This window comes from Annamia dubia NIES-4383, from assembly GCF_055394725.1.
In genome coordinates this window covers 478,751-503,678 of the sequence record NZ_AP025630.1, presented here as the reverse complement: position 1 = coordinate 503,678, position 24,928 = coordinate 478,751, and the positions used below count along the sequence as shown (strand labels likewise).

Genomic DNA, 24,928 nt, shown 5'->3' with positions numbered 1-24,928 from the left:
ATTGATAATTGATTAATAATGATTATTTTGTTACATTTTGGGGTAATAAGTTTTGGCTGAGTGGTTTTTTATTAATATTTAATATGTGCTATAAATAATTTAGGATTGCTATATTCAGGATTTAATACACAATAGTCAGTAGTATATCACAAAACAAGTTATATACTACCGACTATTTTTTATTTTGAAGATGATTAAAAATTTAGTAATTTTAATTAACGGATAAAATCCGCACATTTAAACCCTGTTCTGTTAATTCTTGTTGTAAATTTTCCGCACTTTGTCTATCTAAAAATAAACCTGCTTGTAAGACAACTTGATTATCAATTCTAGTACGAAAAGCATCGGGAGCAATGGTTTTAACTTTAGTTTCTTCTGCACTATTACGAGTATAAACGATGACCCGATAATTAAATCCTAAAGTAGAAGCTAAGGGGGAAGGAGAGGGGGTATTATTATTAGAATTAAGGGTTAATGGTGGCGGTTGGGGAACGGGTACAACATTAGGATTAGCACTAAAATCGGGGATTGTACGCTGATTACTATAATCAGTATTACTGTTTAAATTCTCTTGATTATTATTACCATAATCTTGATTTTCTTGGTTATTACTGTTATAATTATCTTGATTTATATTAGAATCATTACTATATTCTACCCAATTATTGTCTTGATTTGTATTGGTAGTAACTTGAATATTAGGAGTTAAATTATTAGAGGGATTAAAATTAGAATTATTGTTAAAATTTGAAGTAAAATTTTGATTTATGTCGGTGGAAACATTCGCAATTAAAGTATTAGAATTATCGTCATTTGTTAAATAAAAATGACCTAAAGTTTGACCTTCATAAACCCTTTTGGTAAAAGTCCAACCCTGATTTAAAATAATTTTAGAAAGATCATTACTAATACCATTAGTTTGACCAATTTCTAAACGTGGTAAAGAACGATCTTTAAAAGGAATACCAAATAATTTAAGATTATTTCCCACTTTGATAATTTGTAAACGATATTGATCCGCCATATCTTGGCCTCCCATTCTAATAGAATAACCATTACTATCCGTACTCCGTTCACAAATTCCTGTAAAATCAAATTGTAACAATAAAGGTACAACTGTAATAGGATTATTTCCGGCTTCTTGCCAACAGGGACGTTGATTACTAATTTGCTCAATAATAATTAAACTATAAGAGCCTCTGGCAGAGGGTTGAGCAATTGCAATTACTTGATTTTGATTCAATTGTGCATTATCAAAATTAAGGGCTATAGACTTTTTTCCCAAAGAATTACTAATAGTAAATAAGCTTAAACTAACAAAAAGTAATAATTTTTTTAGATTAAAATTATTGATCATAAATGTAAACCTCTAAATGAATTAATGATTGATTGTGAGAAAAGACGTTAATCTAAAATAATAAGTTTCATGATCAATTGTTAACTAAGTCAATTTTCTTATTTTTGAATTATTTTATGGTTTGAGTAGATTTTTCCCGAAAAAACTTAAACCTAATTCTGTCAATTGATAATTGTATTTTTTCCGGTATTTCAGGTATAACATTTGAAAAAGAACTATTAAATTTTAAATGGAGTTTGCTAAAATGTTAACAAAATGGACAAAAAAAGGATTGATTTTAAGCTTAATAACTGGGCTTTTTGCTAGTTTAGCTTCCAGCGCCCACGCACAAGATCAATTTGATAATAATGATATATCTTTTAGTCAGGATACCATTGTTGAATTTGAGTTTATTCGCTCTCACGGTTCAAATCAATCAACTTTTGGGGTTTTAAACATTACTACAGGGGTTGAAACTGTTTTCTTTCAAGAAATTAAACCCTATGATCAATATGGCAGTTATCGCCGTGATTTCCGAATAGAAGGACAAAATAATACCAATCAATCAATTGATTATGTAGGAACAATCGGTAATTCAGTTATATCCGGCCCTAATGTGACGGTTGTTAATTATCCAAATAAAACCAACGGAGCAGTAATTGAATTTTTATTTAAAGAAAATGAGAATTATGTCTTTTTTTTAGAGTCAAGAACACCTTATGGCCAAGTTCAAAGGACTTTTTTATCCACTCAAGCTTATACTCAGTTTGATGGGGATCTGGCCGGAGGGAATATGAGCGATCGCTACGGGCGCAATATTATTGGTAGTAGTATCGCATGGGAAGACGGAGGAGAAGAACTCCGAGCCGATTTAGATTTTGATGATTTTGTCGTAGAAGCGGGAGGAGTTTTAAGGGATAGTTGCAATTGTTATAACAATAATAATAATTTAATTACTCAATCCTCTTTAACTCAACAATATTATTTACCCTATTACTATTATAATCAGCATCAAAAACAACCGATGTATTATTATTATCAACCCCATTATTTATATTAAAAAAACTTTTTACCAAAATACAAAGTTCTGTTAGTCTCAAGTAAAGCCCCCATTGAGGGAAGACTCAGGAGTAATACTTCCCCACAGGGGCTTTAGCTCAGTATAACCTCCGATCAAAACAGCCTTTAAACCCATAAGTTTAACTTTACTGTCTCATTAGAAATTCTCAAAAAAAATTGATCTTTTTTGTCACTTCTCGTTTATGATTGAAAATTATCAATGAATTGTAACTATACATTGATAAAACTCAATGGTCAATTGAGAAAAAAATTATAGTAATACATTCTAATTAACTAAGCTTAAAATCTTAATTAGTAAATAATTACCTCAATTACAAAAACAAAAACAATTAACAATTTATCTGGAGATTACTAAAATGAAACAGCTAAAACTCAAAATTGCTCTGATTACCTCCCTTGCAGGGTTAACATTTGGCTCTATTTCCGTAGCGCAGCAATTAACCAATAACAATAATTTGGCGATGGAGTCACCCTCCGCCTCCACCACAACCTTAGTTAATTTAGCAATTACTGAGGCCGAAGTTTTAGCGGCTCAAGAAGCGTGGGGTGATGCTTTAGTCAAAATTTCCACCACCTACGAAGAAAAAGGCTTAGAAGCGGCCAAAGAGTTAGCACAGCAAGTTATTGATCAAGCTTATGGTTATGACTATGGCGCTGTGCTTTTCAAGCCAACTTTAACCACTGCCCCTCAAACTTTTCGCCTGACAAAAGAAGGAGCTTTAGCTTATTTTGTTGGTGATGATCCCAATTTCCCATCAGATAATGGTTTTGCCTTAAAAGGTTGGCGTGATGTTGAAATTAAAAATGCCGGAATTATTATTGCTGGAGATGTGGCAACTACAATGGGCAATGTTATGATTACAGATAAAAATGGTAAAGTCACAACAGTAGATAAAACTTGGCAATTTATCAAAGATGAAGAAGGTAAATTACGCATTATTCTTCATCATTCTTCTTTACCTTTTACTCCTAATTAAAATTAACTTTTTTGCCCTTTATTCTTGGGTTATGGCCTCTTTTGAGTTATTAATTTAATCCATAATTTAAACCAGAGGCCTCCCAGAATATAGATTAATCTAGTCAAATAAATTATGATTTTCTTAGAATAAATTAGATTACAAATTATTGCAGAAATTGCCCAGTTATAAAATTACTAAATAAACATTTAATTATGATTGTTTAGATGAGATCTAAAAAAATATTTTTGAAAAAGTTGAAGATTTGATCTGATAGTTTGCTACAATCAACAATGTTAATTTATGTAAAATTGTAATCTAAATGACTGCAACCGCAACCCGTCTTAATTACGAAATTAAAGACATTAATCTCGCTAATCAAGGTAAACAACGTATTGAATGGGCCGGACGTGAAATGCCCGTTTTAAAGCAAATTCAGGAAAGATTTGCCCAAGAAAAGCCCTTTGCTGGTATTCGTTTAATTGCCTGTTGTCACGTTACCACCGAAACAGCACACCTTGCGATCGCCCTTAAAAATGGAGGTGCTGATGCTTTACTGATCGCTAGTAACCCCCTATCTACTCAAGATGACGTGGCGGCGGCTTTAGTTAAGGAATACGGCATTCCCGTTTTTGCCATCAAAGGCGAAGATAACGCTACCTATCACCGTCATGTGGAGATCGCCCTTGATCACAAACCCAATATTATTATTGATGATGGTAGTGACGTTACTGCTACCCTTGTCAAAAATAGACAGAATCAGATTAAAGATATTATTGGTACTACAGAAGAAACTACCACAGGTATTGTACGTTTACAAGCCATGTTTAAAGATGGGGTGTTAAGTTTCCCCGCCATGAATGTCAATGACGCTGATACTAAGCATTTCTTTGATAATCGTTATGGTACTGGCCAGTCTACCCTTGATGGGATCATCCGTGCAACTAATATCCTTTTAGCAGGTAAAACGATCGTTGTAGTGGGTTATGGTTGGTGTGGTAAAGGTACAGCCATGCGCGCTAAAGGTTTAGGTGCTAATGTCATTGTAACTGAAATTGACCCCACCAAGGCAATCGAGGCGGTAATGGATGGTTTTCGTGTCATGCCCATGAGTGAGGCCGCGCCCCAAGGTGATCTATTTGTTACCGTAACAGGGAATAAGCACGTTATTCGTCAAGAACATTTTGATGTGATGAAAGACGGCGCGATCGTTTGTAACTCTGGACATTTTGATATTGAAATTGATCTTAAATCTTTAGGGGAAAAAGCAACCGAAATTAAAGAAGTTCGTAACTTCACTCAACAATATTTATTACCCTCTGGTAAGTCAATTATTGTATTAGGAGAAGGACGTTTAGTTAACTTAGCGGCCGCCGAGGGACATCCTTCTGCTGTAATGGATATGAGTTTTGCTAACCAAGCTTTAGCTTGTGAATATTTAGTTAAAAATCAAGGTAATTTAACCGCAGGTATTCATTCTATTCCTGAAGCAGTGGATAAAGAAATTGCTCGTTTAAAATTACAAGCAATGGGAATTTCTATTGATAGTTTAACCCCCGAACAAATTGAATATATTAATTCTTGGACAGTGGGAACATAAACCATAAATAATAAACAGTTATCAATTATCAGTTATCAGTTATCACCAAAATAATTGGCAAAATTGAACTATTTTTTTGATAATTTCTCTCAAAACTTGTTAAAATTGTGATAGGAATAAAATCCTGTTAATAGTTATCCTAATTAAACAAGTTGAAAAGTTATCAAAAAGCAGTTTGTTTTGTTTCTTTTAAATTTCCAAAAGTTGTGACTGTGTTGGGTAAAGTTAGTTTCTTAGAAATTCAGATTTTCAAGTTATTAATGTCACAAGTAATTAGATTTTATTCGGTTGTAGGTCATAACTTTATCAGTTAAAAATTGACAATTAACATTTAACAATTGTCAATGTTTGAACAGTTAATATTAATTAAATAATATTAATTTAATTAGGTTAAAAAACGCCAAAATGGGCAAAAATGAAAAATTATCTTTTAATTCCTTTATTTTTCCTAATATCTAGCTGTAATACCGCTGTTTTTTTAACTCCAACTATTCCATCGGGAGGAATTAATAGTAATGGTACAGATGAATCACCATCCTACAGTGGGGATGGGCGTTTTTTAGCTTTTACCTCCGATCGCAACGGACAAAAAGATATTTATTTACATGATTTACAACAAAAAACACTAATTAATTTACCTAATTTAAACCGTAGAGACTCAACTCAAGATCAACCGGCCTTAAACTTAGATGGGACTTATTTAGTTTATGTGTCTAATGAAAGGGGAAAATCTGATATATTGGTTTACAATCGTCAAAGCCAAAGATCAACCCTGTTAACAGGCAATATCAAAGGCTCAGTACGTCATCCCACCATCAACGCCGATGGCACTCAAGTGGCTTTTCAAACTAGCGAAACAGGCACATGGAAAATTGCGATCGTTGAAGTACCAAAAAATTAAAGATAGATTAATTTTTTACCCCAGAATAGGGCATAATAAGCTACAGGCTCGATATTATTGGAAATTATCAGGTAACTAAAGGAGACGAGAATGGATGCGGGAGAACTGTTAAAACGATATGCGGCCGGAGAAAGAGATTTTCGAGATGTCAACCTAGAAGGAGCGTTTTTAGGTGGATCAAATTTATCTGAAATAACTTTAAAAGAATCGGTGATGACTCGTGTTAATTTGGTTGGTGCATCCCTTATTAGAGCTAATTTTCGGGAGACGGATCTAAGTGGCTCTAGTTTACAAGCTGATTTTACCCAAGCGAATTTAATTCAGGTTAATCTGAGTGATTCTAACATGACGGCGGCCAAATTATTAGACGTGAGTTTAAGAGCTTCAAATTTAACTCGCACTAATTTAACCAAAGCGGATCTTAGTCGTGCTTTAATTAATGAGGCTATTTTAAGAGATGCTAATTTAAGTCGGGCTAAACTGATTCAATCTAGTTTAAGTCGGGCTAATTTAACTAAAGCTAATTTAGAAGGTGCTAATTTACAAGGTGCAAATTTAACTAATGCCATTTTAATTGATGCAAATTTGAAAGGTGCAAATTTAACTGATGCTATTTTACATGGTGTTAATGCTTCTGGTGTTAACGGTTGTGATGCAGATTTTAGTCGAGCAAATTTAAGTGGTGGCAACTTTACAAATGCTAATTTTACTAATGCTAATTTTCGTGCGGCCAGTATCTCATGGGCGACTTTAAGGGGTGTTAATTTTACTAAAGCTAAGTTATTTCGTGCTACTTTATATTGGTCAAATATGACCGGAGCGATCTTAGAAGAAACTATTTTAATTGATGCTCAATTAGATATGGTTAATTTTCGCAATGCTAATTTAAGTGGTGCTATTATGCCTAAAGGCGGAACACATCTTTAAATTAATTGATAATTAATAATTGATAATTGATAGTTTACAAATGACAAATAACAGTTGATAATTGACCAATGACCAAATTATATTTAGTAGGTACACCAATCGGGAATTTAGAAGATATTACTTTTCGAGCTTTACGCATTTTAAAAGAGGTTGATTTAATCGCTTCTGAAGATACCCGTCATACCGGAAAATTACTCCATCATTTTCAAATTGACACCCCCCAAATTAGTTATCATCACCATAATCGTCAACAAAGAATTGGTGAATTAATTGACTTAATTAAACAGGGGAAAACCTTGGCCTTAGTTAGTGATGCAGGGATGCCCTCAATTTCAGATCCCGGCTTTGAGTTAGTTCAAAGTTGTATTGAAAATCAAATTCAAGTAATACCTATTCCGGGGGTTACTGCGGTGATAACTGCTTTATCCGCTTCAGGAATATCAACCGAAAAATTTATTTTTGAGGGCTTTTTACCCCCAAAAACTCAAGCTAGATGCGATTATCTTCAAACTTTAAAAGATGAAACAAAAACCTTAATTTTTTATGAATCTCCCCATCGTTTAATAGATACTTTAGAGGATTTTTTAAAAGTATTTGAGCCAGAAAGAAAAATTGTTTTAGCAAGGGAATTAACCAAAATTCATGAAGAATTTTGGCGGGGTAGTTTACAAAATGCTTTAAATTTATATCACAATGAACGAAAACCGAAAGGAGAATATACTATTGTTTTAGAAGGAAAAAAAATAGTTAATAATTCCCTTGACGATGAAGAAATTAAGTTAGAATTGATTAAATTATTACAGGAGGGAATGAGTACATCTCAAGCTAGTCGTCATTTAGCTAATTTAACTAATCTTTCCCGCCGTCATATTTATCAAATTGCGCTTTCTTTATAGTTAATATTTTTTAAATTTTTAACCAATAATCAATCAAAAAATTATGTCTATTTTTAATACAAATAATCCAAAAATTTTAATTTTACAAGGAGATATTACCCAACAAAAAGTAGATGCTATTGTTAACGCCGCTAATACTTATTTAAAAGGTGGAAGTGGGGTTGATGGTGCTATTCATCGGGCGGCCGGGGCTGAATTATTAGCAGAATGTCGCACTTTAAACGGTTGTAAAACTGGTGAAGCGAAGATCACAAAAGGTTATAATTTATTTGCTAAATGGGTAATTCATGCCGTTGGGCCAATTTGGCGAGGTGGCCATAATAACGAAGATCAATTATTACAAAATTGTTATCATCATTGTTTAGAAATAGCGGTAAAAAATGAGATTAAAACTATTGCTTTTCCGGCCATTAGTACGGGTATATATTCTTTTCCTTTAGAAAGAGCAACTAGAATTGCAATGACAGAAGTTAAACAATTTTTAGAGCAAAATTCTACAATTGAAAAGGTTATCTTTGTCTGTTTTGGGGCAAAAAATTTTAACTGTTATTGTCAAATAAGTAAGGAAATTTTATCATAAAACAATGTTATATTTTGTAATTATTTTTAATCTTAGTTTAACGGTAATAAATATTTATATTTTACTCAAAGTTAGACAATGGACAAAAAATCTTAACATCACAAAGAAAGTATTAACTAACGTGGAATATCAGATCGATCGAGTCTTAAAACCTGCTCCAAAATCTGTTATGATCGCCCAAAAAGGAACTAATTATTTACGTTTTCGCTTACAAATTTTAGCCTATCAATGGCAACTATTACAAAATTTAGTTAATTTATTAATATGGTTGTCCCATCAAACTAAAATAAAAACATCTTCTAATTTAAAATTATAATATTAATCAAATTAATTATGAATAAACAAAAATCAAATGATCACTTAATTAAAGGTTTTTTGTTAGGTGGTGCGATTGGTACTATCATTGGTTTATTATTTTCTCCTCATCAGGGTAGGAAAAATCGCCAAATTATTAAAAAATCAATAGAATCTTTGCCACAATTATCTGAAGATTTAAGTTATAATTTACAATTACAGACTAAAATTTTATCAAAAAATACTTTGAAAAAATGGGATCATACGGTAGTACGTTTACAAAAAGCGATCGCCGCCGGAATTTCCGCCAGTCAAAAAGAGGCCGAAAATAAACATGATTAATTCAACTAATTAATTTCTCAATTATGACTTATTTTGATTTAAAATCAGCCTTGATCACCAATCCTTTAATGATCGAGTCGGATCGTCTTTTAACAGAGGCGATCGCCTTGATGAGTCAAGGCCAAAAATCAGATTATGTTTTAATCAAACAACAAGAAAAGGCGATCGGCATTATCACCCATAGTGATATTATAGATTTATTAATACAGCCACAATCTCTTGAGTTTTTAACAGTTAAAGACGTAATGAAATCACCCCTGATTACTATTTTTGAAACTGAAATAGCTGATTTTTTACACTGTTGGCAAATCTTAAAACAACATCAAATCAATCATTTACCCGTTATTAATCAAGAAGAACAAATTATTGGTTTATTAACATCAAAAAACCTACAAGAAATTAATTATTTAGAACAACAAAAATTACAACAAGAATTATCCAATTTAAAATATGCTTTAGATCAGGCCTGCATCGTTTCAATGACTGATGCTCAGGGTATTATAACTTATGTTAATGAGCATTTTTGTCAAATTTCTGGTTATACTCAAGAACAATTAATCGGTAAAACTCATCAATTAATTAAATCAGATTATCATTCACCTTGTTTTTTTCAACAACTTTGGCAAACGATTAGATCCGCAAAAGTTTGGCAAGGAGAAATTTGTAATCGCTCAAAATCTGGTAAACTCTACTGGGTAGAAACCACAATTGTCCCCTTTTTAGATCATAAAAATCGCCCGATTCAATATCTTTCCATTCGTTTTGATATTACCGCTACAAAATTAGGACAAAAAGCCGTTGATCAAGAAAATATTTTCCGGCGTAAAATTATGGAAAATATCGCAGAAGGTTTATGTGTTTGTCAAAGCATCACCGAATATCCTTATGTTCATTTTACCGTCTGGAATCAACAAATGGAAAAGATTACAGGCTATACCATTGAGGAAATTAATCGTTTAGGTTGGTATCAAACATTATACCCTGATGCGCAAATTCAAGCGAAGGTCATCGCTCGAATGGACAGAATGCGCCAAGGGGATAATATTAAAAATGAAGAATGGGAAATTCAATCTAAAGACGGGCAAAAACACATCATCTCTATTTCTACAACCATTTTGGCCGCTTATAATGAGCGCACCTATATTATGGCTTTAATGCAGGATATTACCGAGAGAAAACAAGCGGAAAAAGCCCTTAAAATCAGTGAAAATTGGTATCGTCAAATGTTTAATACCAGTGTGGTAGGAATGGTGATCGCCGATTTTCAAGGTAATATGATTGAAGCTAATGATTGTTTTTTAAAGATGCTTGGTTATACTAGGGCGGAGTTAGAATCGGGAATGATCCGCTGGAATGAAATGACCCCTCCAGAATATCACACCCAAGATCAAGCGGCCGTTGAACATTTTAAAAAATATGGTTATGTTAATCCTTGGCAAAAGGAATATTACCGCAAAGATGGCTCTCGTATTCCCATTTTAATCGGGGTGGCACTCTTGCCAGAGTCAGATCATGAGACTATTTCCGTGATCGTGGATCTGACTCAACAGAAAATCGCTCAACAGGAAAATCAAAAGTTAAAAGAAAGATTAGAATGGATCTTATGTACAACTCCGGCCGTTATTTATACTTGTCAACCTCATTCCCGTTCTAAAATCACTTTTATTAGTGATAATATTTATCATATTACGGGCTATCAATCAGAACATTTTTTATTAGAAGAAAATTTTTGGCTTAATCATGTTCATCCAGAGGATGCCAGTAAGATTTTACTTGATTTTACACAGATTTTTGAAAAAGGTTTATTTTCCTGTGAATATCGCTTTTTATGTGCCGATCAAACTTATCATTGGATCAGAGATGAATTACGTTTAATTAGGGATGATCAAGGTAATCCTTTAGAATTAGTTGGTTATTGTGCTGATATTAGCGATCGTAAAGAATATGAGGTAAAATTACAACAAACAAATTTAGAATTACAAAGGGCTACCCGTCTCAAAGATGAATTTTTAACTACCATGAGTCATGAGCTACGCACCCCTCTTAATGCTATTTTAGGCCTATCAGAAGCATTAGGAGATCAACTTTTTGGCACAATGAATGAACAACAATTAAAGGCGATTAAAACTATTATTGAAAGTGGCAATCATCTGTTAGCATTAATTAATGATATTCTGGATCTGGCTAAAATTGAAGCGGATAAAATTAAACTTAATCTTGCTCCCACTTGTATCAATAATTTATGCCAATCAAGTTTAAAATTTATTCAACAACAGGCTTTAGAAAAAAGAATTACTCTTAATAAGGAAATTCCCGAAAATTTACCAGATTTATTAATAGATGAACGGCGCATCCGTCAAGTTTTAATTAATCTTTTAAATAATGCCGTTAAATTTGCTCCCACCGGAGGAAAAATCTCTTTAAAAGTTGAGTTTTCTTCAGGTAATAATGATAGTTTAATAGTTAAAAATTCAAAATCAAAGCGTCAAATGTCTTTTACAATTACCGATAATGGCATTGGAATTAGTGAAGAAAATATAGCTAAATTATTTCAACCTTTCATGCAAATAGATAGCTCTTTAAATCGCCAATATAACGGGACAGGCCTAGGTTTGGCTCTTGTTAAAAAATTAGTTGAACTCCATGATGGGCAAGTTAAAGTAGAAAGTCAAATTGGAGAGGGCAGTAGTTTTACTTTTTGTTTACCTTGTGATCAATTATACTTAGAAAAGACTGAAAATTTAAAACAAATTACTTTAAAAAAATTAGAAAACAATCCAATTAATTATCAAATTAATCAAAATCCTTTAATCCTATTAGCAGAAGACAATGAAGCCAATATTTTAACCGTATCTAGTTATCTCAAAGCAAAAGGTTATCAAATGATTTTAGCTAAAAATGGTCAAGAAGCCCTTGATCTAGTTAATTCCCAAAAACCAGATTTAATTTTAATGGATATTTCCATGCCCAAAGTTAATGGTTTCACCGCTATTCAAACCATTCGTCAAAATTCTAATCCGGATCTTGCCAATATCCCCATTATCGCCCTAACCGCTTTGGCCATGCCCGGCGATCGACAAAAATGTCTTGAAGCGGGAGCTAATGATTATCTAGCAAAACCGATCAAATTAACTCAATTGTTTCATATAATACAAGAAGTATTAATCAAAATGAGTTAATAACAAATCAATTATGAATCAAGCTTCTATTTTAATTGTAGATGATGAGCCTCGTAATTTTGATGTAATTGAGGCATTTTTAAGCAATCAAAATTATGATTTACATTATGTTTCCAGTGGAGCCGATGCTTTTGAATTTCTTAATATTATGTCTGTAGATCTGATCCTATTAGATGTGATGATGCCAGAAATGGATGGGATTGAAGTTTGTCTGAAAATAAAAGCCAATCCTAAGATTAAACATACTCCTATTATCATGGTGACAGCTTTAACTGAAAAAGATGATCTCGCAAAATGCCTTGATGCGGGGGCTGATGACTTTATTAGTAAACCCGTTAATCAAATTGAACTTCGAGCTAGAGTCAATTCCATGTTAAGACTCCAAGAACAATATAAAAATATTCAAATGTTGTCTATTCTACAGGAGAATACCATACTTGTTTTAACTAAAAATTTAGAAGAATTAAGCAAAAATTTAACCACAACCTTACCCCATGAAATCAATACACCTTTAAACGGTGTTTATGGGGTTTTAGATCTATTAATTAATAAAAAACAAGAACTTTCTGAAGAAATAAATGATTTATTAATACTAGCCTTTGAATCCGTTAAAAGATTAAGAAAATTAACCCAAAGATTTTTAATTTATAGTCAATTAGAAATTAAAAATAGTAAAATTAATACTAAGCAATCAGTTGATTTAGAAATTCAAGATATTACTACTAAGAGTTTAATTGAAGATATTATTAGCTACCAAGCTAATAAAAATGAAAGAATCAATGATTTATTAATAGATTTTAACGATTTTCAAGCACCAGCTATTAAAAGTAAAGATTTCCAACATCTGATTATGGAATTAATAGATAATGCGTTTAAATTTTCTGAAGTTGGCACTCAAGTGACAGTCATTAGTAAAATTGTCAATAATCAATTTAATCTTACAATTACTAATCAAGGTAGAATTATGACAACAGAACAAATCGCTACTATTGGCCCTTTTAAACAATTTGAACGTCAATATTATGAACAACAAGGAGTAGGATTAGGCTTAAAAATTGCTTCTTTAATTCTTCAAATTTATCAAGGAAAATTATCAATTGTTAGTAATCATGAATTGGGTACAAAAGTTGAAATTCAATTACCTTTAATCAATAATTAATCATAATGAATGATCCCATTTTTTGGTTAGGTTTATCTATTTGTTTAGTGGCCATGAGTTTAACCGCCGTTTTAGTGGCGGCTTTACCTGCTTTACAAGAGTTAGGTAGAGCCGCCCGTAGTGCGGAAAAATTATTTGATACCCTCAGAAGGGAATTTCCCCCCACTTTAGAAGCGATCCGTTTAACAGGCTTAGAAATTAGTGAATTGACAGATGATCTCAATGAAGGGGTGAAAAATGCTTCCAATGTAGTCAAACAGGTAGATCAAAGCTTAAGCGAAACCAAACAGCAACTTAATAAAGTTAAACGTGGCACTCGTCAAGTGATCGCAGGGGTTAAGGCCGCCTATGAAACATGGCAACACGAAGGCCAAGGCACAAAGAAACAACTCAAACCCTTAAAATCGGCAAAAAATCAAGGTTTAGGTTTTTCCGCCCATCAACAGGATTTCATTAATTCAGATACCAATGAAAATGATGACTGAAATAAATTTTTAATATGCAATCTAATAAGATAGGGATCAACGGAGGTTGATCCCTAATCTTAATCATAATTATTATTTTTAATAATATTAAAAAACTATTAATCAAAAAGTTTTTTAATTTATTTTTAAATTTGTTTTTTAATTTATTTTTTAATTTAACTGGGGTGCTAGGATTCGAACCCAGGAATGGCGAGACCAAAACCCGCTGCCTTACCGCTTGGCGACACCCCACTGATGTCTTTCACGTTGATTAATATAACACAACCTACTGGGGTTTTGTCAAGGGTTTTTTAAAAAATTTTTTTAACTTTTTCCTTTAAAATAGAATTAAGTTAATTTAACCTTAAAACAAAAATGGTATCTATTGCAGTTATAGACTATGATATGGGCAATTTGCACTCTGTTTGTAAGGGTTTACAAAAAGCCCAAGCGACTACAAACATCACCGATCGCCCTGAAGATATTGAAAGCGCCCAAGCTATTGTTTTACCCGGTGTGGGTTCGTTTGATCCGGCTATGCAACATTTAAAAGATCGGGGTTTAGAAGAACCGATTAAAAGAGCGATCGCCAGTGGTAAACCATTTTTAGGAATTTGTTTAGGTTTACAGATTTTATTTGAAGCCTCAGAAGAAGGGCAGGAAAAAGGCTTAGGAATTATTGCGGGAAAGGTCAAAAAATTCAAGTCTGAGCCTAATTTAACTATTCCTCACATGGGTTGGAATCAATTAGAATTAAAACAAAAAGATTGCCCTTTGTGGCAAAATTTACCCACGGATCCCTATGTTTATTTTGTTCATTCCTATTATGTTGATCCCGTTGATCCCCAAGTAATTAGCGCTCAAACTACTCACGGTAGTCAAACCGTCACGGCGGCGATCGCTCAAAATAATTTAATGGCGGTACAATTTCACCCTGAAAAATCGTCTGATCAAGGTTTACAAATTCTCTCCAATTTTGTCAAATTAGCAAATAGTTGAATAAGTAATCGGGAATAGGTAATAAGTAGTAAATATTAAGTTAAAAGTTGACTAATGATCAATGACTAATCAAAATATGAGAATTAAAATTTGTGGGATTACAGATATTGAACAGGCTCAAGCGATCAGTTCAATGGGAGCAACGGATCTCGGTTTTATTTGTTATCCCAAATCTCCCCGTTATCTTGAGCTTAAATCAATCCAAATTATTATTAAAAACTTACCCCAATCTATAGGAAAAATTGGAGTTTTTGTTAATGAAAATATAACAATTATTGAAAAAGTTGTTAAAGAAACTAACCTAACAGCTGTACAATTACACGGAAATGAAACGCCCGAATATTGTGATCAAATTCGTCACATTCTACCAGAAATTGAGTTAATTAAAGCCTTAAGAATTAAAAATTCTAAATCATTAAAAATCGTTGAAAACTATTATAATCATGTCAACACATTATTATTAGACGCTTATCATCCCCAATTATTAGGAGGTACGGGTCATACAGTAGACTGGCAAATTTTACAACAGTTTAATTGTGCCTTGCCTTGGTTTTTAGCAGGAGGCTTAACTCCTGATAATATTCAAACGGCTTTAAGTGAACTTTCTCCTAATGGAATAGATCTATCTAGTGGAGTAGAAAAATCTCCCGGAAATAAAGATCTAAATAAAGTTTTTCAACTGTTTGAAAATTGCCTAATCTTAACGAAAAAAAATACTCTAAGTCCTTAGTTTGGGGGAGTTTTCAAGTTTAGAAAAAACCCCCTTCAACAAGGGAGGGAGAATTATTAAATAATTAAAATTCAGCCAATACAATTAATTTATCTTCAGGGCTAAATTTAATTAAATCTAATTTAGAAGGATTTAAGACAATACCATAATTTTTAGCTTTATTATTAGCATCGGCTTTGATTCGATAACCGATCGCCGATTCATTGCGTCTTTTCGCCGATTCCACCACCGTATAAAAATTAACAGTCTTTTCCACCATTATATAATTAGTGATGGGCTTTAAATAAATTTCTGAGCCTTCAGAGGTTAATAAGGATTGGAAAACTTGATTTAAGGTTTTAGTTTCGGAGATTTGAGCCATGAGTAAACTCACAATACGCTCACTAATTACAAAATCGTCAGGTCTAGCCACTGAAGCTAATTCTTGATTTCGCGCGTCTAACATTTCTGTAATAATTGACTGTGATCGCTGGGAATTTTTAGTTAAATTACGCAATTGTAACAGAGTAACTAAAGTTTGAGAATCAGCCAATTCTGGCTCAAGATAATCACAAGCCGTTAACAAAATTTGATTATATTTTGGTATATCTAATTGTGCTAACATCTCACTTTCAGTGGATTCTCCTTGATGATAGGTTAATTCTTGATTAACTAGATCACAGGAATTAATTTGTTTAATCGTTTGATCTTCAGGTAAACCTGCCATAATGGCGATAGAAGATCCCGCCTTAACATATTCATCTAATTGTTTAATCATGGCCGGAACTCTTAAATTCCATCCCAAAATTAAAGTATGTTCGGGCTGAGGGGCTGAGGGGGGGATAGTTTGAATGGCACTGGCATCAATTTGAGGTTTTAAAGCCGTAATTTGAGCGGTATCATCATCTTCAGCTAATAAAATTACCTGATCTTGTGCCGATAAAATTCGATCGCATGGGGGATTGATTTCAACTTCAGCTTGGGCATTTTTAAGACCAATTACGGCCGCATTTTGATAAGCTAAAAGAATTTCACCGTAAGTTTTACCCACTAAAGGCGAGGCCGATTGAACATAAATTTCATTACCGCTAAAATCAAATAAATCCATATAAACAGAGGATAAACCCGATTGACGACAGGTTTGGACAATAATGCGAGAAATAATATCATTTGTTAATAAAGTTTCTACTTGATTTCCTGCAATAATATTAATAATTTCTAAGCTTTTACTATCTTGAATTTCCGCTACAATATGATAGGGTTTAGAGTCAGTTCTAGGAATATTAGTAATACCTAAAAGGATTTTAATTAAATTAATATCACTATATTCAGAAGGGGGATTAAGAATAATAATTGAACGGGAATTTTGAATATTAACTAAGCCTAAATCACCTAAATCTGTACATTGACCAGTACGACAAACAATCCGATTGGGATATTTAAAGTTTAACCATTTTTGGATCGTTTCCTCCATTTCTACCTTATCTTCTTCACTTAAAATAACAATTACCCTTTCAGGATGATTAGCATTGGCCGCTAATAATTCCGATAACAAAGTAAAAATTTGATAAGACCAACCTAAAATTACAATATGATCATCTTCAATTACCCTTGATCTACCCTTGCGTAAATCCTGTAATTTGGCTTCAATACCACTACTGAGTAAACCGATCAGGGTACTAATAATGAAAATACCGCCAAAGGTCACAAATAACATAAATAGTCGCAATATCCACCCCTCATCACCCCCCACCGTGCCAGTATCAAGGGTACGCATTAACACCCCCCAGATCGCTTCAGGTAAACTATAACGGGGGGCATCAGGGGCTGAAATGCCTGTAATTACAATAAAAATGGCATTAGCCACAATAAAAATAGCGGAAACTAACGCTAAACCACCGATCAAAGAGACTGTCCCTTTTGACATAAAATTATCAAAAGCATAATGAAACCGATCTCTTAATTTAACTTTTTTCATCTTGGTTATAAATCATCAACAATTCTACCACTCAAATATAGTATGTTTCGGTGACAAGATCAGATTTTAGGAAAAATAAATTAACAAATTGTTGAGGGAAATATTATAATATTTTTGATCAAAATAGTTAAAATCTCAACTATGCTCTCTTAAAATTCAAAATTCCAAAATTAATCAGTCATAATTAATCTTAAACAATTGTCAATTTTCCACTGTTAACTGATAGAAATTTAGCCATTAACTTACATTTATGAACAGAGACAATCATCATAATTATTTAACCAATTGCGATCATAATTCTATTTATGATTATCCCGTTTTAAATAATATTGATTTTGGCAAACTTCAGGAAAAAATTAAAGAGCGTTGTCAAATAATTCAAGATGGGAAAAAATATCGGCGAGAATTATTTGGTTTGATGCGTCAAGCTGAAAATGTTAATTTTCAAGAGCGTTTTGACACGGTAAAAAATCTGATTCAAGATTATGATAATTGCTTATTATTAGTCAAGAAACATCGAGAAAATTATCAAAAATTTGTGGATCAATTAATTCAATATTTACAAACTAATTTTCTACAAGAAATTGAAAGTTTATTAGAAAAAGAGCAGAAACGTCAAGAAATGGAGCAAAGATTTCAAACGGATAATTTAGTCTCTGCTTTGAAAAATAAACATAAACAACAAATCTTAAAATTTCTCTTTCGTTTAGGGAGAATTGCTTTATTAAGTTTGGCCAAAATTGATTTATTAAATAAGAGAATTAACGTCTTAATTCAAGCTAATCAATCTCAACAAAAATTGGGCGATCGCTTGAAAAAACAAGTGAATGAATATGATGAATTTTATCAATTTCAATCAGAATTTCAACAAAAGGAAAATCAGGCTTTAATTAAGTTACAAAATATCGTTAATTTTGAAGCACATTTAAGCCCAATTTTAGGAGATTTTCAAAGTCTAACTAATCAATTACTTAATATAGATGGGCAATTACAACAAATAGTTAAAGATTTAGATAGTTTAGATCGTAATTTTCCTGATTTAGATTCAGAAGACTTACTAAGACTTGAATCTGATCAAATTTCCTATCAATTAATTAAACTATTAATTACCAATCAATTTAGTCAACAAAAATTGATTTTAGCATTAAAAGATTCTCCTACCCAAGACATTAATCTTGATCAATTTTCCTTAATTAATGATCTACCTTCTCTCATTAAAACAATTCAAACTTTTCAAGATTATTTGACTCAAAATTTTCAAAAATATCAGGGTAATTCTCCTAAATTAACTTCAAATAATCAACCAATTAATCAAAATAATTCTAATTCTAATTCTTCATTACCTGAAGTCAATTCTCAATCCATTCCTTTAATAAGTAAAAGTGGTATTAATTACAAAATATTAGAAGAATTATTATCACAAAATAAGTGGAAAGAGGCTGATTTTGAAACTTATAAATTAATGATCCAAGTTTTAAACAAAAAAGAAGGTGATAATATTTATCAAGAAGAATTGCTCAATTTTCCTTCAGAAGATTTTTTGATCATTGATCAGTTATGGATGAAGCACAGTCAAGGGCGTTTTGGCTTTACGAAACAAAAAGAAATTTGGTTGGATTGTGGAGGAAAAACAGAGGTTTATGAAGATAATATTGCTCAGATTTTTGGGGATCGGGTTGGTTGGAAACGGCGCAATTCATGGTTAAATTACAATGATTTAAGCTTTAATTTACAAGCTCCTTTCGGTCATTTACCGATTATTCGGGTGCAATATGGAGGTAAAAGTATTCTCTTTTCTCGCAAAATTATTTATATAATTGCTCAGAAAGTTGGGAAAAATAATTGATATTTTAGGAGTTAATCAATCTTTAATCGTCAATAATCGTCAATGGCTCAAAAATTCCTTTTTTCAGGGGAAGCAAATAACTTATTGAAATATATTTGCAATAATCTTGACAAAAATTATTAATAAGCCTATAGTAGTTATATCAAAAAAAGATTGTTCTTCTCTCAAGGATACAGCAGGTGAAGCCATCACCGAAAAATAGATGGTTTCTCTTGTTTATTTTTTTGGTTTTGATAGAATAAAAAAGTTAGAGATTTGTTGATATATTAAAGCTAATAATTAAAGTGAATTTTAAATTAAATTATTATGGTATTTTCCCTAACTCAAACCAGCGGCCGTCAAAGAGAAATATTAGAAATTATCCTCAGCAATGGCTGGGATTTTATGAAAGGAATTTTAACCAAAGGTAAAGCCGATCAACCTACTTTACCGCCTCCGGCCGTGTTGCGTAAAATATTAGTAGAATTAGGCCCTTTTTATGTTAAATTTGGGCAACTTTTAAGCACTCGCCCTGACTTGTTACCTCCCCAATATATCACTGCTTTAACGGCATTACAGGCTAGAGTGCCTACCTTACCTTGGAGTGAAGTTGAAGATGTTTTAAAGACGGAATTAAAGTTACCTTTAGAGGAGGTTTTTTCTAATATTAATCAACAACCGATCGCCGCCGGATCGATCGCTCAAATTCACAGGGCCACTTTAAAAAATGGGCAAGAAGTTGCGGTTAAAATTCAACGGCCGGGCATAGATTTAATAGTAGCACAGGATGTAAAATTAATTAAAGCAATTGCGGAATTAATCGCCTTAACGGATCTAGGAAAAGATTATGATATTGTGGCGTTAGCTAATGATTTTACCAGTGCGGTTGAGGCGGAATTAGACTTTAGAAAAGAGGGAGAATATACTAATCAATTAAGACAAAATTTAAAACAAAGTAAATGGTTTAATCCTGAAGATTTAGTAATACCAAAAATTTATTGGGAAATTACGACTAAAAAAATCTTAGGTTTAGAATGGTTAAATGGGAAGCCAATTTTAGAGGCTAATTTTTTAGAAATAAGCCCTTATCAAGGAATAGATCCACAAAGAAAAGATGTGACAACCCTTTTATTTAGGGCATTTTTTCAACAAATTTATGTTAATGGATTTTTTCATGCCGATCCCCATCCGGGTAATATTTTCTACTTAGAAAATGGTAAACTTGCGATGATTGATTGTGGTATGATTGGCAGATTGGATCCAAGAACTCAACGATTATTAACGGAATTACTATTAGCTATAGTTGATTTTGATGCGTTAAGATGTAGTGAATTAACGGTGGAATTATCAGAATCTGAATTAGAAACTACTAATTTAGAAAGATTAAAACATGATTATCAAAAACTGTTAAGAAAGTATTATAATTTAACCCTATCTCAATTAAATTTTAGTGAGGTATTTTATGAGATTTTACAGGTAGCAAGAAACAATAAAATTCAGTTACCAGGTAATTTAGGATTATATGCCAAATGTTTAGCAAATTTAGAAGGAGTAACTAGAAGTTTAAACCCAGAAGTTAATTTAATTGATGAATTTAAACCATTAATGACTGATATTTTTGCGCGTCAATTATTTGGAGATACCCCCACCCAAAGTTTATTAAGAATAGCCTTAGATCTGAAAGCGTTATCATTAAGATCTCCCCGTCAAATTGAGGTATTATTAGATCGTGTAAGTTCGGAAACTTTACAGTGGAATCTCAAGGTTAAAGAATTGGATAATTTAAGACGAAGTATTGATGATTCTGCTAATCGTTTATCCTTCAGTGTGGTGGTGGGATCTTTAATCATGGGGGCGGCGATTATTTCCACTGGTAGTAATATTAATAAATTTATTTTAATTAGTAATATTTTGTTTACAATTGCTAGTTTTTTGGGTTTTTGGTTGATTATTAAAATTATTAGATCAGGCCGTTTAAAATAAAAATAATTAATAAGTAATAATTAATTATTAATAATAACAAATGACTAATAACCCATTATATATATTTTTGTTGCAAATTTAGTAACAAACTCTTGTCAGTCATAAAAAATCTGGTATTATAGCAGTAACATCATCAAAATTGAAGAAAAATAATTAGGGATCAAAGGGATCACTTTTTAAAATAAAAAATACTGATTATAAATTATTGTTAAAAAAGGATAGGTGAAATGAGATGTCATCAGGAAAAGAAACACAATTAATTGATTTTTTGCAGAAAGAATTGGCTATTTCTCAAGATTCCATTGCCATCGCTCAACGAACAATGGAACAAAATTTAGGGCCTTTACCTATGGTATTATGGCAATATGGTTTAATTACCCTTGAACAATTAGACCGTTTATATGATTGGCTTGAACAGTAATCAGTCATTCTATGATATAAGTTGTTTATTTTGAATTATTGATATGGCTATAATACACGGGAATTGGATTAGTAATCACGGCAAAGAATACTTTTTGATCTGGGGTGAAACTTGGCGTAATTTAGATGATGAAATTATCGAGAATAATCTCATTAATTCTAAACTAAATAAGCAAGAATCATCTCAAATTTTTGCCCATCCTTTAACTTTAAATATTGAAGAAATAACAGAAATTATTAATAATAATAACTTATTAAATAAAGACATTTTCCCTTTAGAAAAAATACCAGAAAGACAGAAACAACAAATTATTACCCTGCCTAGTTACATCATTAATAAAAAGAAAAAAAACTATGCTTTACCCTTATTATCAGGGCAATTGAACAATTTAGAAATAACAGAAGATCAATTATTTTTAGCCAATTGGCAAATAGAAGGATTATATTTAACTCCCAAAGAAACAGTAAAATTAATTAGTAATTTGAAAATGGGAGAATTAAAAAATAATCCTATTTGGGGGGAAGAAATCTCTTTTTGGTGTCAAGTTTATCGCTGGAGTTTAGACTTGTTGGCTAGGGGTAAATTTATTCCTTCTTTAATTAATAAAAATGATGAACAAAATGAGGCCATTTGGTTGCCGATTTTAGATAGTTTTATTGATCAAACTCGTTTAGCAAAGTTTACTCAACAAATGCCCTCTATTTGTGTTAGTTATTGGCTAGAAAATGATAATTTACCGCCTAATCATAAATTCAATAATTGGGATCAAATTAAAGATGATCAAGCAATTTTATTAAATTATTTAAGTCATATTTTAACCAGTCAATTAAAAGATAGTCTCGACTGTAATATTCCTGTTAATAAAGAATTAATTACTTTACCTTGGTTGAAAGCCTTAAGTAAAAATAATTTAACTAATTTTAAACTAGATCAAAAAGACAGTAATAGATTAATTAATAGTTTTTATAATTGGGTATTTCCCATTAAAGATTATATCCCAAATCCTCAAACATTTCAACTTAATCAAACGGAATTTCGTACCGCTTTAAAATTAATTCCCCCCACCGAAAAACAAATCAATAATAAACAATTTAATTGGCAGTTAAACTATTATTTACAAGCGGTAGATCAAGAAGATTTATTAATATCAGCCGAGCAAATTTGGCAACATCCAGTAGATCAATTTATCTATCAAGAGCGAATTATTAAAAACCCCCAAGAAACCCTCTTAAAAGGTTTAGGTTTAGCCTCAAGAATTTATCCCCAAATTGCTCAAAGTTTAGAAAGTTCTAGCCCTAATTTCTGTCAACTTGATCCCATTCAAGTTTATGAATTTATTAGAACAATTGTCTGGCATTTAAAAGATAGTGGTTTAGGGGTAATTGTACCACAAGGTTTAGAATCTGGAGGTCAAGAAAATCGTTTAGGTGTTAATATTAATGCTCAAGTCATCGAGAAAAAAGGCACAAGATTAGGCTTAAAAAGTTTATTAAAATATAACTTAAATTTGGCCGTTGGTGATAAGATTTTATCTCAAGAAGATTTCCAAAAATTACTGGATCAAAAATCACCTTTAGTAGAAATAGATGGTCAATGGATTGCCTTACAACCGGCCGATGTGAGGGCGGCTCAAAGTATTTTAAATAAAACTAATGAAAAAATAGAATTATCCGTAGAAGATGCTTTAAGAATTGCCACCGGAGACACTAAAACTTTAGCAAAATTGCCTGTAGCGACTTTTAAAGCTGAGGGAATTTTAGAAGAATTGATCAATGCTTTTATTAATAATGAAACTATCAAAATTTTAGATACTCCTGAAACTTTAAAAGCCACTTTAAGACCCTATCAAAATCGAGGTTTTAGTTGGCTATCTTTCCTTGAAAAATGGGGCTTAGGGGCTTGTTTAGCTGATGATATGGGTTTAGGAAAAACAATTCAATTAATTTCATTTTTGTTAACATTACAAGAAGAAGAATTTTTAACTAATCCCGTTTTAATTGTCTGCCCTACCTCAGTTTTAAACAATTGGGAAAGGGAAATTAAAAAGTTTGCTCCCACTTTAAAAGTAATAATTCATCATGGGGAAAATAGAAAGAAAAATCAAGATTTTGTAAAGGAAGTTAGCTCAAAAAATGTAATTTTAACTAGCTATTCTTTAGTTTTTAGGGATGAGAAAACCTTAAATTTAATAGATTGGCAAGGGATAGTATTAGATGAAGCTCAAAATATTAAAAATTCCCAAGCAAAACAGTCTCAAGCGATTAGAAATATTAAGGCCGGTTTTCGTATTGCTTTAACAGGAACTCCGGTAGAAAATAGACTTTCTGAATTATGGTCAATTTTAGATTTTCTTAACCCTGGGATCTTAGGAAATCGGACATTTTTTCAAAAAAGATTTGCTATTCCTATCGAAAAATTTGGTGATCAAGATTCTTTAAAAACTTTACGATCTTTAGTGCAACCTTTTATTTTAAGACGCTTAAAAACCGACACTAATATTATTCAAGATTTACCCGAAAAACAAGAGATGAATGTTTTTTGTGGTTTATCATCTGAACAAGCCCAATTATATCAAAAATTAGTCAATGAATCATTAATTAAAATTGATGAAGCCACAGGTATTCAAAGACATGGTTTAATCTTAAATTTACTTTTAAAATTAAAACAATTATGCAATCATCCCGCTTTATTATTAAAAGAAAAACAATTAAAAGATAGCCATAGATCGGGTAAATTATTACGTTTAGAAGAAATGTTAGAAGAATTAGTTTTAGAGGGCGATCGAGCTTTAATTTTTACCCAATTTGCAGAATGGGGTAAACTTTTACAACCCTATTTAGCCAAAAAATTTAATTTTGAAATTCCATTTTTATACGGCTCAACTAACAGAAAACAACGTCAAGAAATGATCGATCGCTTTCAAAATGATCCCCAAAGTCCACCCTTATTTATACTATCCTTAAAAGCAGGGGGAACGGGTTTAAATTTAACCCGCGCTAATCATGTTTTTCATATAGATAGATGGTGGAATCCAGCAGTGGAAAATCAAGCAACCGATCGAGCTTTTCGCATTGGCCAAAAACGCAATGTTCAAGTGCATAAATTCGTCTGTACAGGCACATTAGAGGAGCGAATTAATGATATGATTGAAAGTAAAAAACAACTGGCTGAACAAACAGTTGATGCGGGGGAAAATTGGTTAACAGAAATGGATACTGATCAACTAAGAAATCTATTATTATTAAATAGTGAAACGATTATGGATGATGATTAAATTAGATAATTAAATTACAAATTAT

General features: G+C 31.9%; 19 protein-coding genes, 1 tRNA gene and 1 pseudogene. 18 read left to right on the top strand and 3 right to left on the bottom strand.

All coding sequences use genetic code 11. The annotated features are described in order from the left end of the window. Positions 1-211: 211 nt before the first annotated feature. Complete coding sequence (locus Anndu_RS02465; protein WP_464102845.1) at positions 212-1,357, bottom strand: DUF3747 domain-containing protein; 1,146 nt, start codon at positions 1,355-1,357, stop codon at positions 212-214. 244 nt (positions 1,358-1,601) lie between these two features. Here Anndu_RS02465 and Anndu_RS02460 point away from each other — a divergent pair, with 244 nt between their 5' ends. From Anndu_RS02460 to Anndu_RS02405, 12 genes and pseudogenes are all read left to right on the top strand, one after another. Beyond that, the gene (locus Anndu_RS02460; protein ID WP_464102844.1) at positions 1,602-2,396 is read left to right on the top strand and encodes a hypothetical protein; all 795 of its coding nucleotides are present in this window, start codon (positions 1,602-1,604) and stop codon (positions 2,394-2,396) included. Positions 2,397-2,772: 376 nt separating this feature from the next. After that, positions 2,773-3,393, top strand: a complete 621-nt coding sequence (locus Anndu_RS02455; protein WP_464102843.1) for a hypothetical protein — start codon at positions 2,773-2,775, stop codon at positions 3,391-3,393. A gap of 301 nt (positions 3,394-3,694) precedes the next feature. After that, entirely contained in the window at positions 3,695-4,972 is a 1,278-nt protein-coding gene (gene ahcY / locus Anndu_RS02450; protein ID WP_464102842.1) for an adenosylhomocysteinase, read from the top strand. A 415-nt stretch (positions 4,973-5,387) separates the two neighbouring features. After that, a complete protein-coding gene (locus Anndu_RS02445; protein ID WP_464102841.1) occupies positions 5,388-5,873 on the top strand; it encodes a TolB family protein in 486 nt (161 codons plus the stop codon). A 90-nt stretch (positions 5,874-5,963) separates the two neighbouring features. Beyond that, the gene (locus tag Anndu_RS02440; RefSeq protein WP_464102840.1) at positions 5,964-6,800 is read left to right on the top strand and encodes a pentapeptide repeat-containing protein; all 837 of its coding nucleotides are present in this window, start codon (positions 5,964-5,966) and stop codon (positions 6,798-6,800) included. Positions 6,801-6,868: 68 nt separating this feature from the next. Beyond that, a complete protein-coding gene (gene rsmI, locus Anndu_RS02435) occupies positions 6,869-7,696 on the top strand; it encodes a 16S rRNA (cytidine(1402)-2'-O)-methyltransferase (protein WP_464102839.1) in 828 nt (275 codons plus the stop codon). A gap of 43 nt (positions 7,697-7,739) precedes the next feature. Beyond that, the gene (locus Anndu_RS02430) at positions 7,740-8,276 is read left to right on the top strand and encodes an O-acetyl-ADP-ribose deacetylase (RefSeq protein WP_464102838.1); all 537 of its coding nucleotides are present in this window, start codon (positions 7,740-7,742) and stop codon (positions 8,274-8,276) included. 4 nt (positions 8,277-8,280) lie between these two features. After that, entirely contained in the window at positions 8,281-8,592 is a 312-nt protein-coding gene (locus Anndu_RS02425) for a hypothetical protein (RefSeq protein ID WP_464102837.1), read from the top strand. Between the two features lie 17 nt (positions 8,593-8,609). Next, on the top strand, positions 8,610-8,912 hold the full coding sequence (locus Anndu_RS02420; protein WP_464102836.1) for a YtxH domain-containing protein: 303 nt from the start codon (positions 8,610-8,612) through the stop codon (positions 8,910-8,912). A gap of 23 nt (positions 8,913-8,935) precedes the next feature. Next, on the top strand, positions 8,936-12,091 hold the full coding sequence (locus Anndu_RS02415; RefSeq protein ID WP_464102835.1) for a PAS domain S-box protein: 3,156 nt from the start codon (positions 8,936-8,938) through the stop codon (positions 12,089-12,091). Positions 12,092-12,104: 13 nt separating this feature from the next. Further along, entirely contained in the window at positions 12,105-13,250 is a 1,146-nt protein-coding gene (locus tag Anndu_RS02410) for a hybrid sensor histidine kinase/response regulator (protein WP_464102834.1), read from the top strand. Positions 13,251-13,255: 5 nt separating this feature from the next. After that, positions 13,256-13,612 (top strand): annotated as a pseudogene (locus Anndu_RS02405) (hypothetical protein); the annotation flags it as partial. Positions 13,613-13,894: 282 nt separating this feature from the next. On the opposite strand, the gene Anndu_RS02400 reads toward Anndu_RS02405, so the two are convergent. After that, positions 13,895-13,966: transfer RNA gene (locus Anndu_RS02400), tRNA-Gln, on the bottom strand. 123 nt (positions 13,967-14,089) lie between these two features. Here Anndu_RS02400 and hisH point away from each other — a divergent pair. Together hisH and Anndu_RS02390 are read left to right on the top strand one after the other, a co-directional pair. Then, positions 14,090-14,713 (top strand): imidazole glycerol phosphate synthase subunit HisH, encoded by a 624-nt coding sequence (hisH, locus tag Anndu_RS02395; RefSeq protein ID WP_464102833.1) that lies wholly within the window; start codon positions 14,090-14,092, stop codon positions 14,711-14,713. Positions 14,714-14,789: 76 nt separating this feature from the next. Then, positions 14,790-15,443, top strand: coding sequence for a phosphoribosylanthranilate isomerase (locus Anndu_RS02390; RefSeq protein WP_464104024.1), 654 nt, complete (start codon positions 14,790-14,792; stop codon positions 15,441-15,443). Between the two features lie 64 nt (positions 15,444-15,507). Here the strand turns inward: Anndu_RS02390 and Anndu_RS02385 are convergent, their stop codons facing one another. Further along, positions 15,508-17,400 carry a CASTOR/POLLUX-related putative ion channel gene (locus Anndu_RS02385; RefSeq protein ID WP_464102832.1) on the bottom strand — a complete coding sequence of 631 codons (1,893 nt, stop codon included), beginning with the start codon at positions 17,398-17,400 and terminating at the stop codon, positions 15,508-15,510. Between the two features lie 250 nt (positions 17,401-17,650). On the opposite strand from Anndu_RS02385, the gene Anndu_RS02380 reads away from it, so the two are divergent. The 4 genes from Anndu_RS02380 to Anndu_RS02365 all read left to right on the top strand — a co-directional run bounded on the left by Anndu_RS02380 (position 17,651) and on the right by Anndu_RS02365 (position 24,903). After that, positions 17,651-19,246, top strand: coding sequence for a GUN4 domain-containing protein (locus Anndu_RS02380; protein WP_464102831.1), 1,596 nt, complete (start codon positions 17,651-17,653; stop codon positions 19,244-19,246). Between the two features lie 306 nt (positions 19,247-19,552). Beyond that, positions 19,553-21,208, top strand: coding sequence for an ABC1 kinase family protein (locus Anndu_RS02375; RefSeq protein WP_464102830.1), 1,656 nt, complete (start codon positions 19,553-19,555; stop codon positions 21,206-21,208). Positions 21,209-21,440: 232 nt separating this feature from the next. After that, on the top strand, positions 21,441-21,629 hold the full coding sequence (locus tag Anndu_RS02370; RefSeq protein WP_464102829.1) for a DUF2949 domain-containing protein: 189 nt from the start codon (positions 21,441-21,443) through the stop codon (positions 21,627-21,629). 43 nt (positions 21,630-21,672) lie between these two features. Beyond that, positions 21,673-24,903: a DEAD/DEAH box helicase gene (locus tag Anndu_RS02365; RefSeq protein WP_464102828.1), complete on the top strand. Its 3,231-nt coding sequence runs from the start codon at positions 21,673-21,675 to the stop codon at positions 24,901-24,903. Positions 24,904-24,928 lie beyond the last annotated feature (25 nt).

Coding starts and splice junctions, on each gene's coding strand:
- Anndu_RS02465 (WP_464102845.1), bottom strand. CDS start 1,357: ATGATCAATAATTTTAATCTAAAAAAATTATTACTTTTTGTTAGTTTA.
- Anndu_RS02460 (WP_464102844.1), top strand. CDS start 1,602: ATGTTAACAAAATGGACAAAAAAAGGATTGATTTTAAGCTTAATAACT.
- Anndu_RS02455 (WP_464102843.1), top strand. CDS start 2,773: ATGAAACAGCTAAAACTCAAAATTGCTCTGATTACCTCCCTTGCAGGG.
- ahcY (WP_464102842.1), top strand. CDS start 3,695: ATGACTGCAACCGCAACCCGTCTTAATTACGAAATTAAAGACATTAAT.
- Anndu_RS02445 (WP_464102841.1), top strand. CDS start 5,388: ATGAAAAATTATCTTTTAATTCCTTTATTTTTCCTAATATCTAGCTGT.
- Anndu_RS02440 (WP_464102840.1), top strand. CDS start 5,964: ATGGATGCGGGAGAACTGTTAAAACGATATGCGGCCGGAGAAAGAGAT.
- rsmI (WP_464102839.1), top strand. CDS start 6,869: ATGACCAAATTATATTTAGTAGGTACACCAATCGGGAATTTAGAAGAT.
- Anndu_RS02430 (WP_464102838.1), top strand. CDS start 7,740: ATGTCTATTTTTAATACAAATAATCCAAAAATTTTAATTTTACAAGGA.
- Anndu_RS02425 (WP_464102837.1), top strand. CDS start 8,281: ATGTTATATTTTGTAATTATTTTTAATCTTAGTTTAACGGTAATAAAT.
- Anndu_RS02420 (WP_464102836.1), top strand. CDS start 8,610: ATGAATAAACAAAAATCAAATGATCACTTAATTAAAGGTTTTTTGTTA.
- Anndu_RS02415 (WP_464102835.1), top strand. CDS start 8,936: ATGACTTATTTTGATTTAAAATCAGCCTTGATCACCAATCCTTTAATG.
- Anndu_RS02410 (WP_464102834.1), top strand. CDS start 12,105: ATGAATCAAGCTTCTATTTTAATTGTAGATGATGAGCCTCGTAATTTT.
- hisH (WP_464102833.1), top strand. CDS start 14,090: ATGGTATCTATTGCAGTTATAGACTATGATATGGGCAATTTGCACTCT.
- Anndu_RS02390 (WP_464104024.1), top strand. CDS start 14,790: ATGAGAATTAAAATTTGTGGGATTACAGATATTGAACAGGCTCAAGCG.
- Anndu_RS02385 (WP_464102832.1), bottom strand. CDS start 17,400: ATGAAAAAAGTTAAATTAAGAGATCGGTTTCATTATGCTTTTGATAAT.
- Anndu_RS02380 (WP_464102831.1), top strand. CDS start 17,651: ATGAACAGAGACAATCATCATAATTATTTAACCAATTGCGATCATAAT.
- Anndu_RS02375 (WP_464102830.1), top strand. CDS start 19,553: ATGGTATTTTCCCTAACTCAAACCAGCGGCCGTCAAAGAGAAATATTA.
- Anndu_RS02370 (WP_464102829.1), top strand. CDS start 21,441: ATGTCATCAGGAAAAGAAACACAATTAATTGATTTTTTGCAGAAAGAA.
- Anndu_RS02365 (WP_464102828.1), top strand. CDS start 21,673: ATGGCTATAATACACGGGAATTGGATTAGTAATCACGGCAAAGAATAC.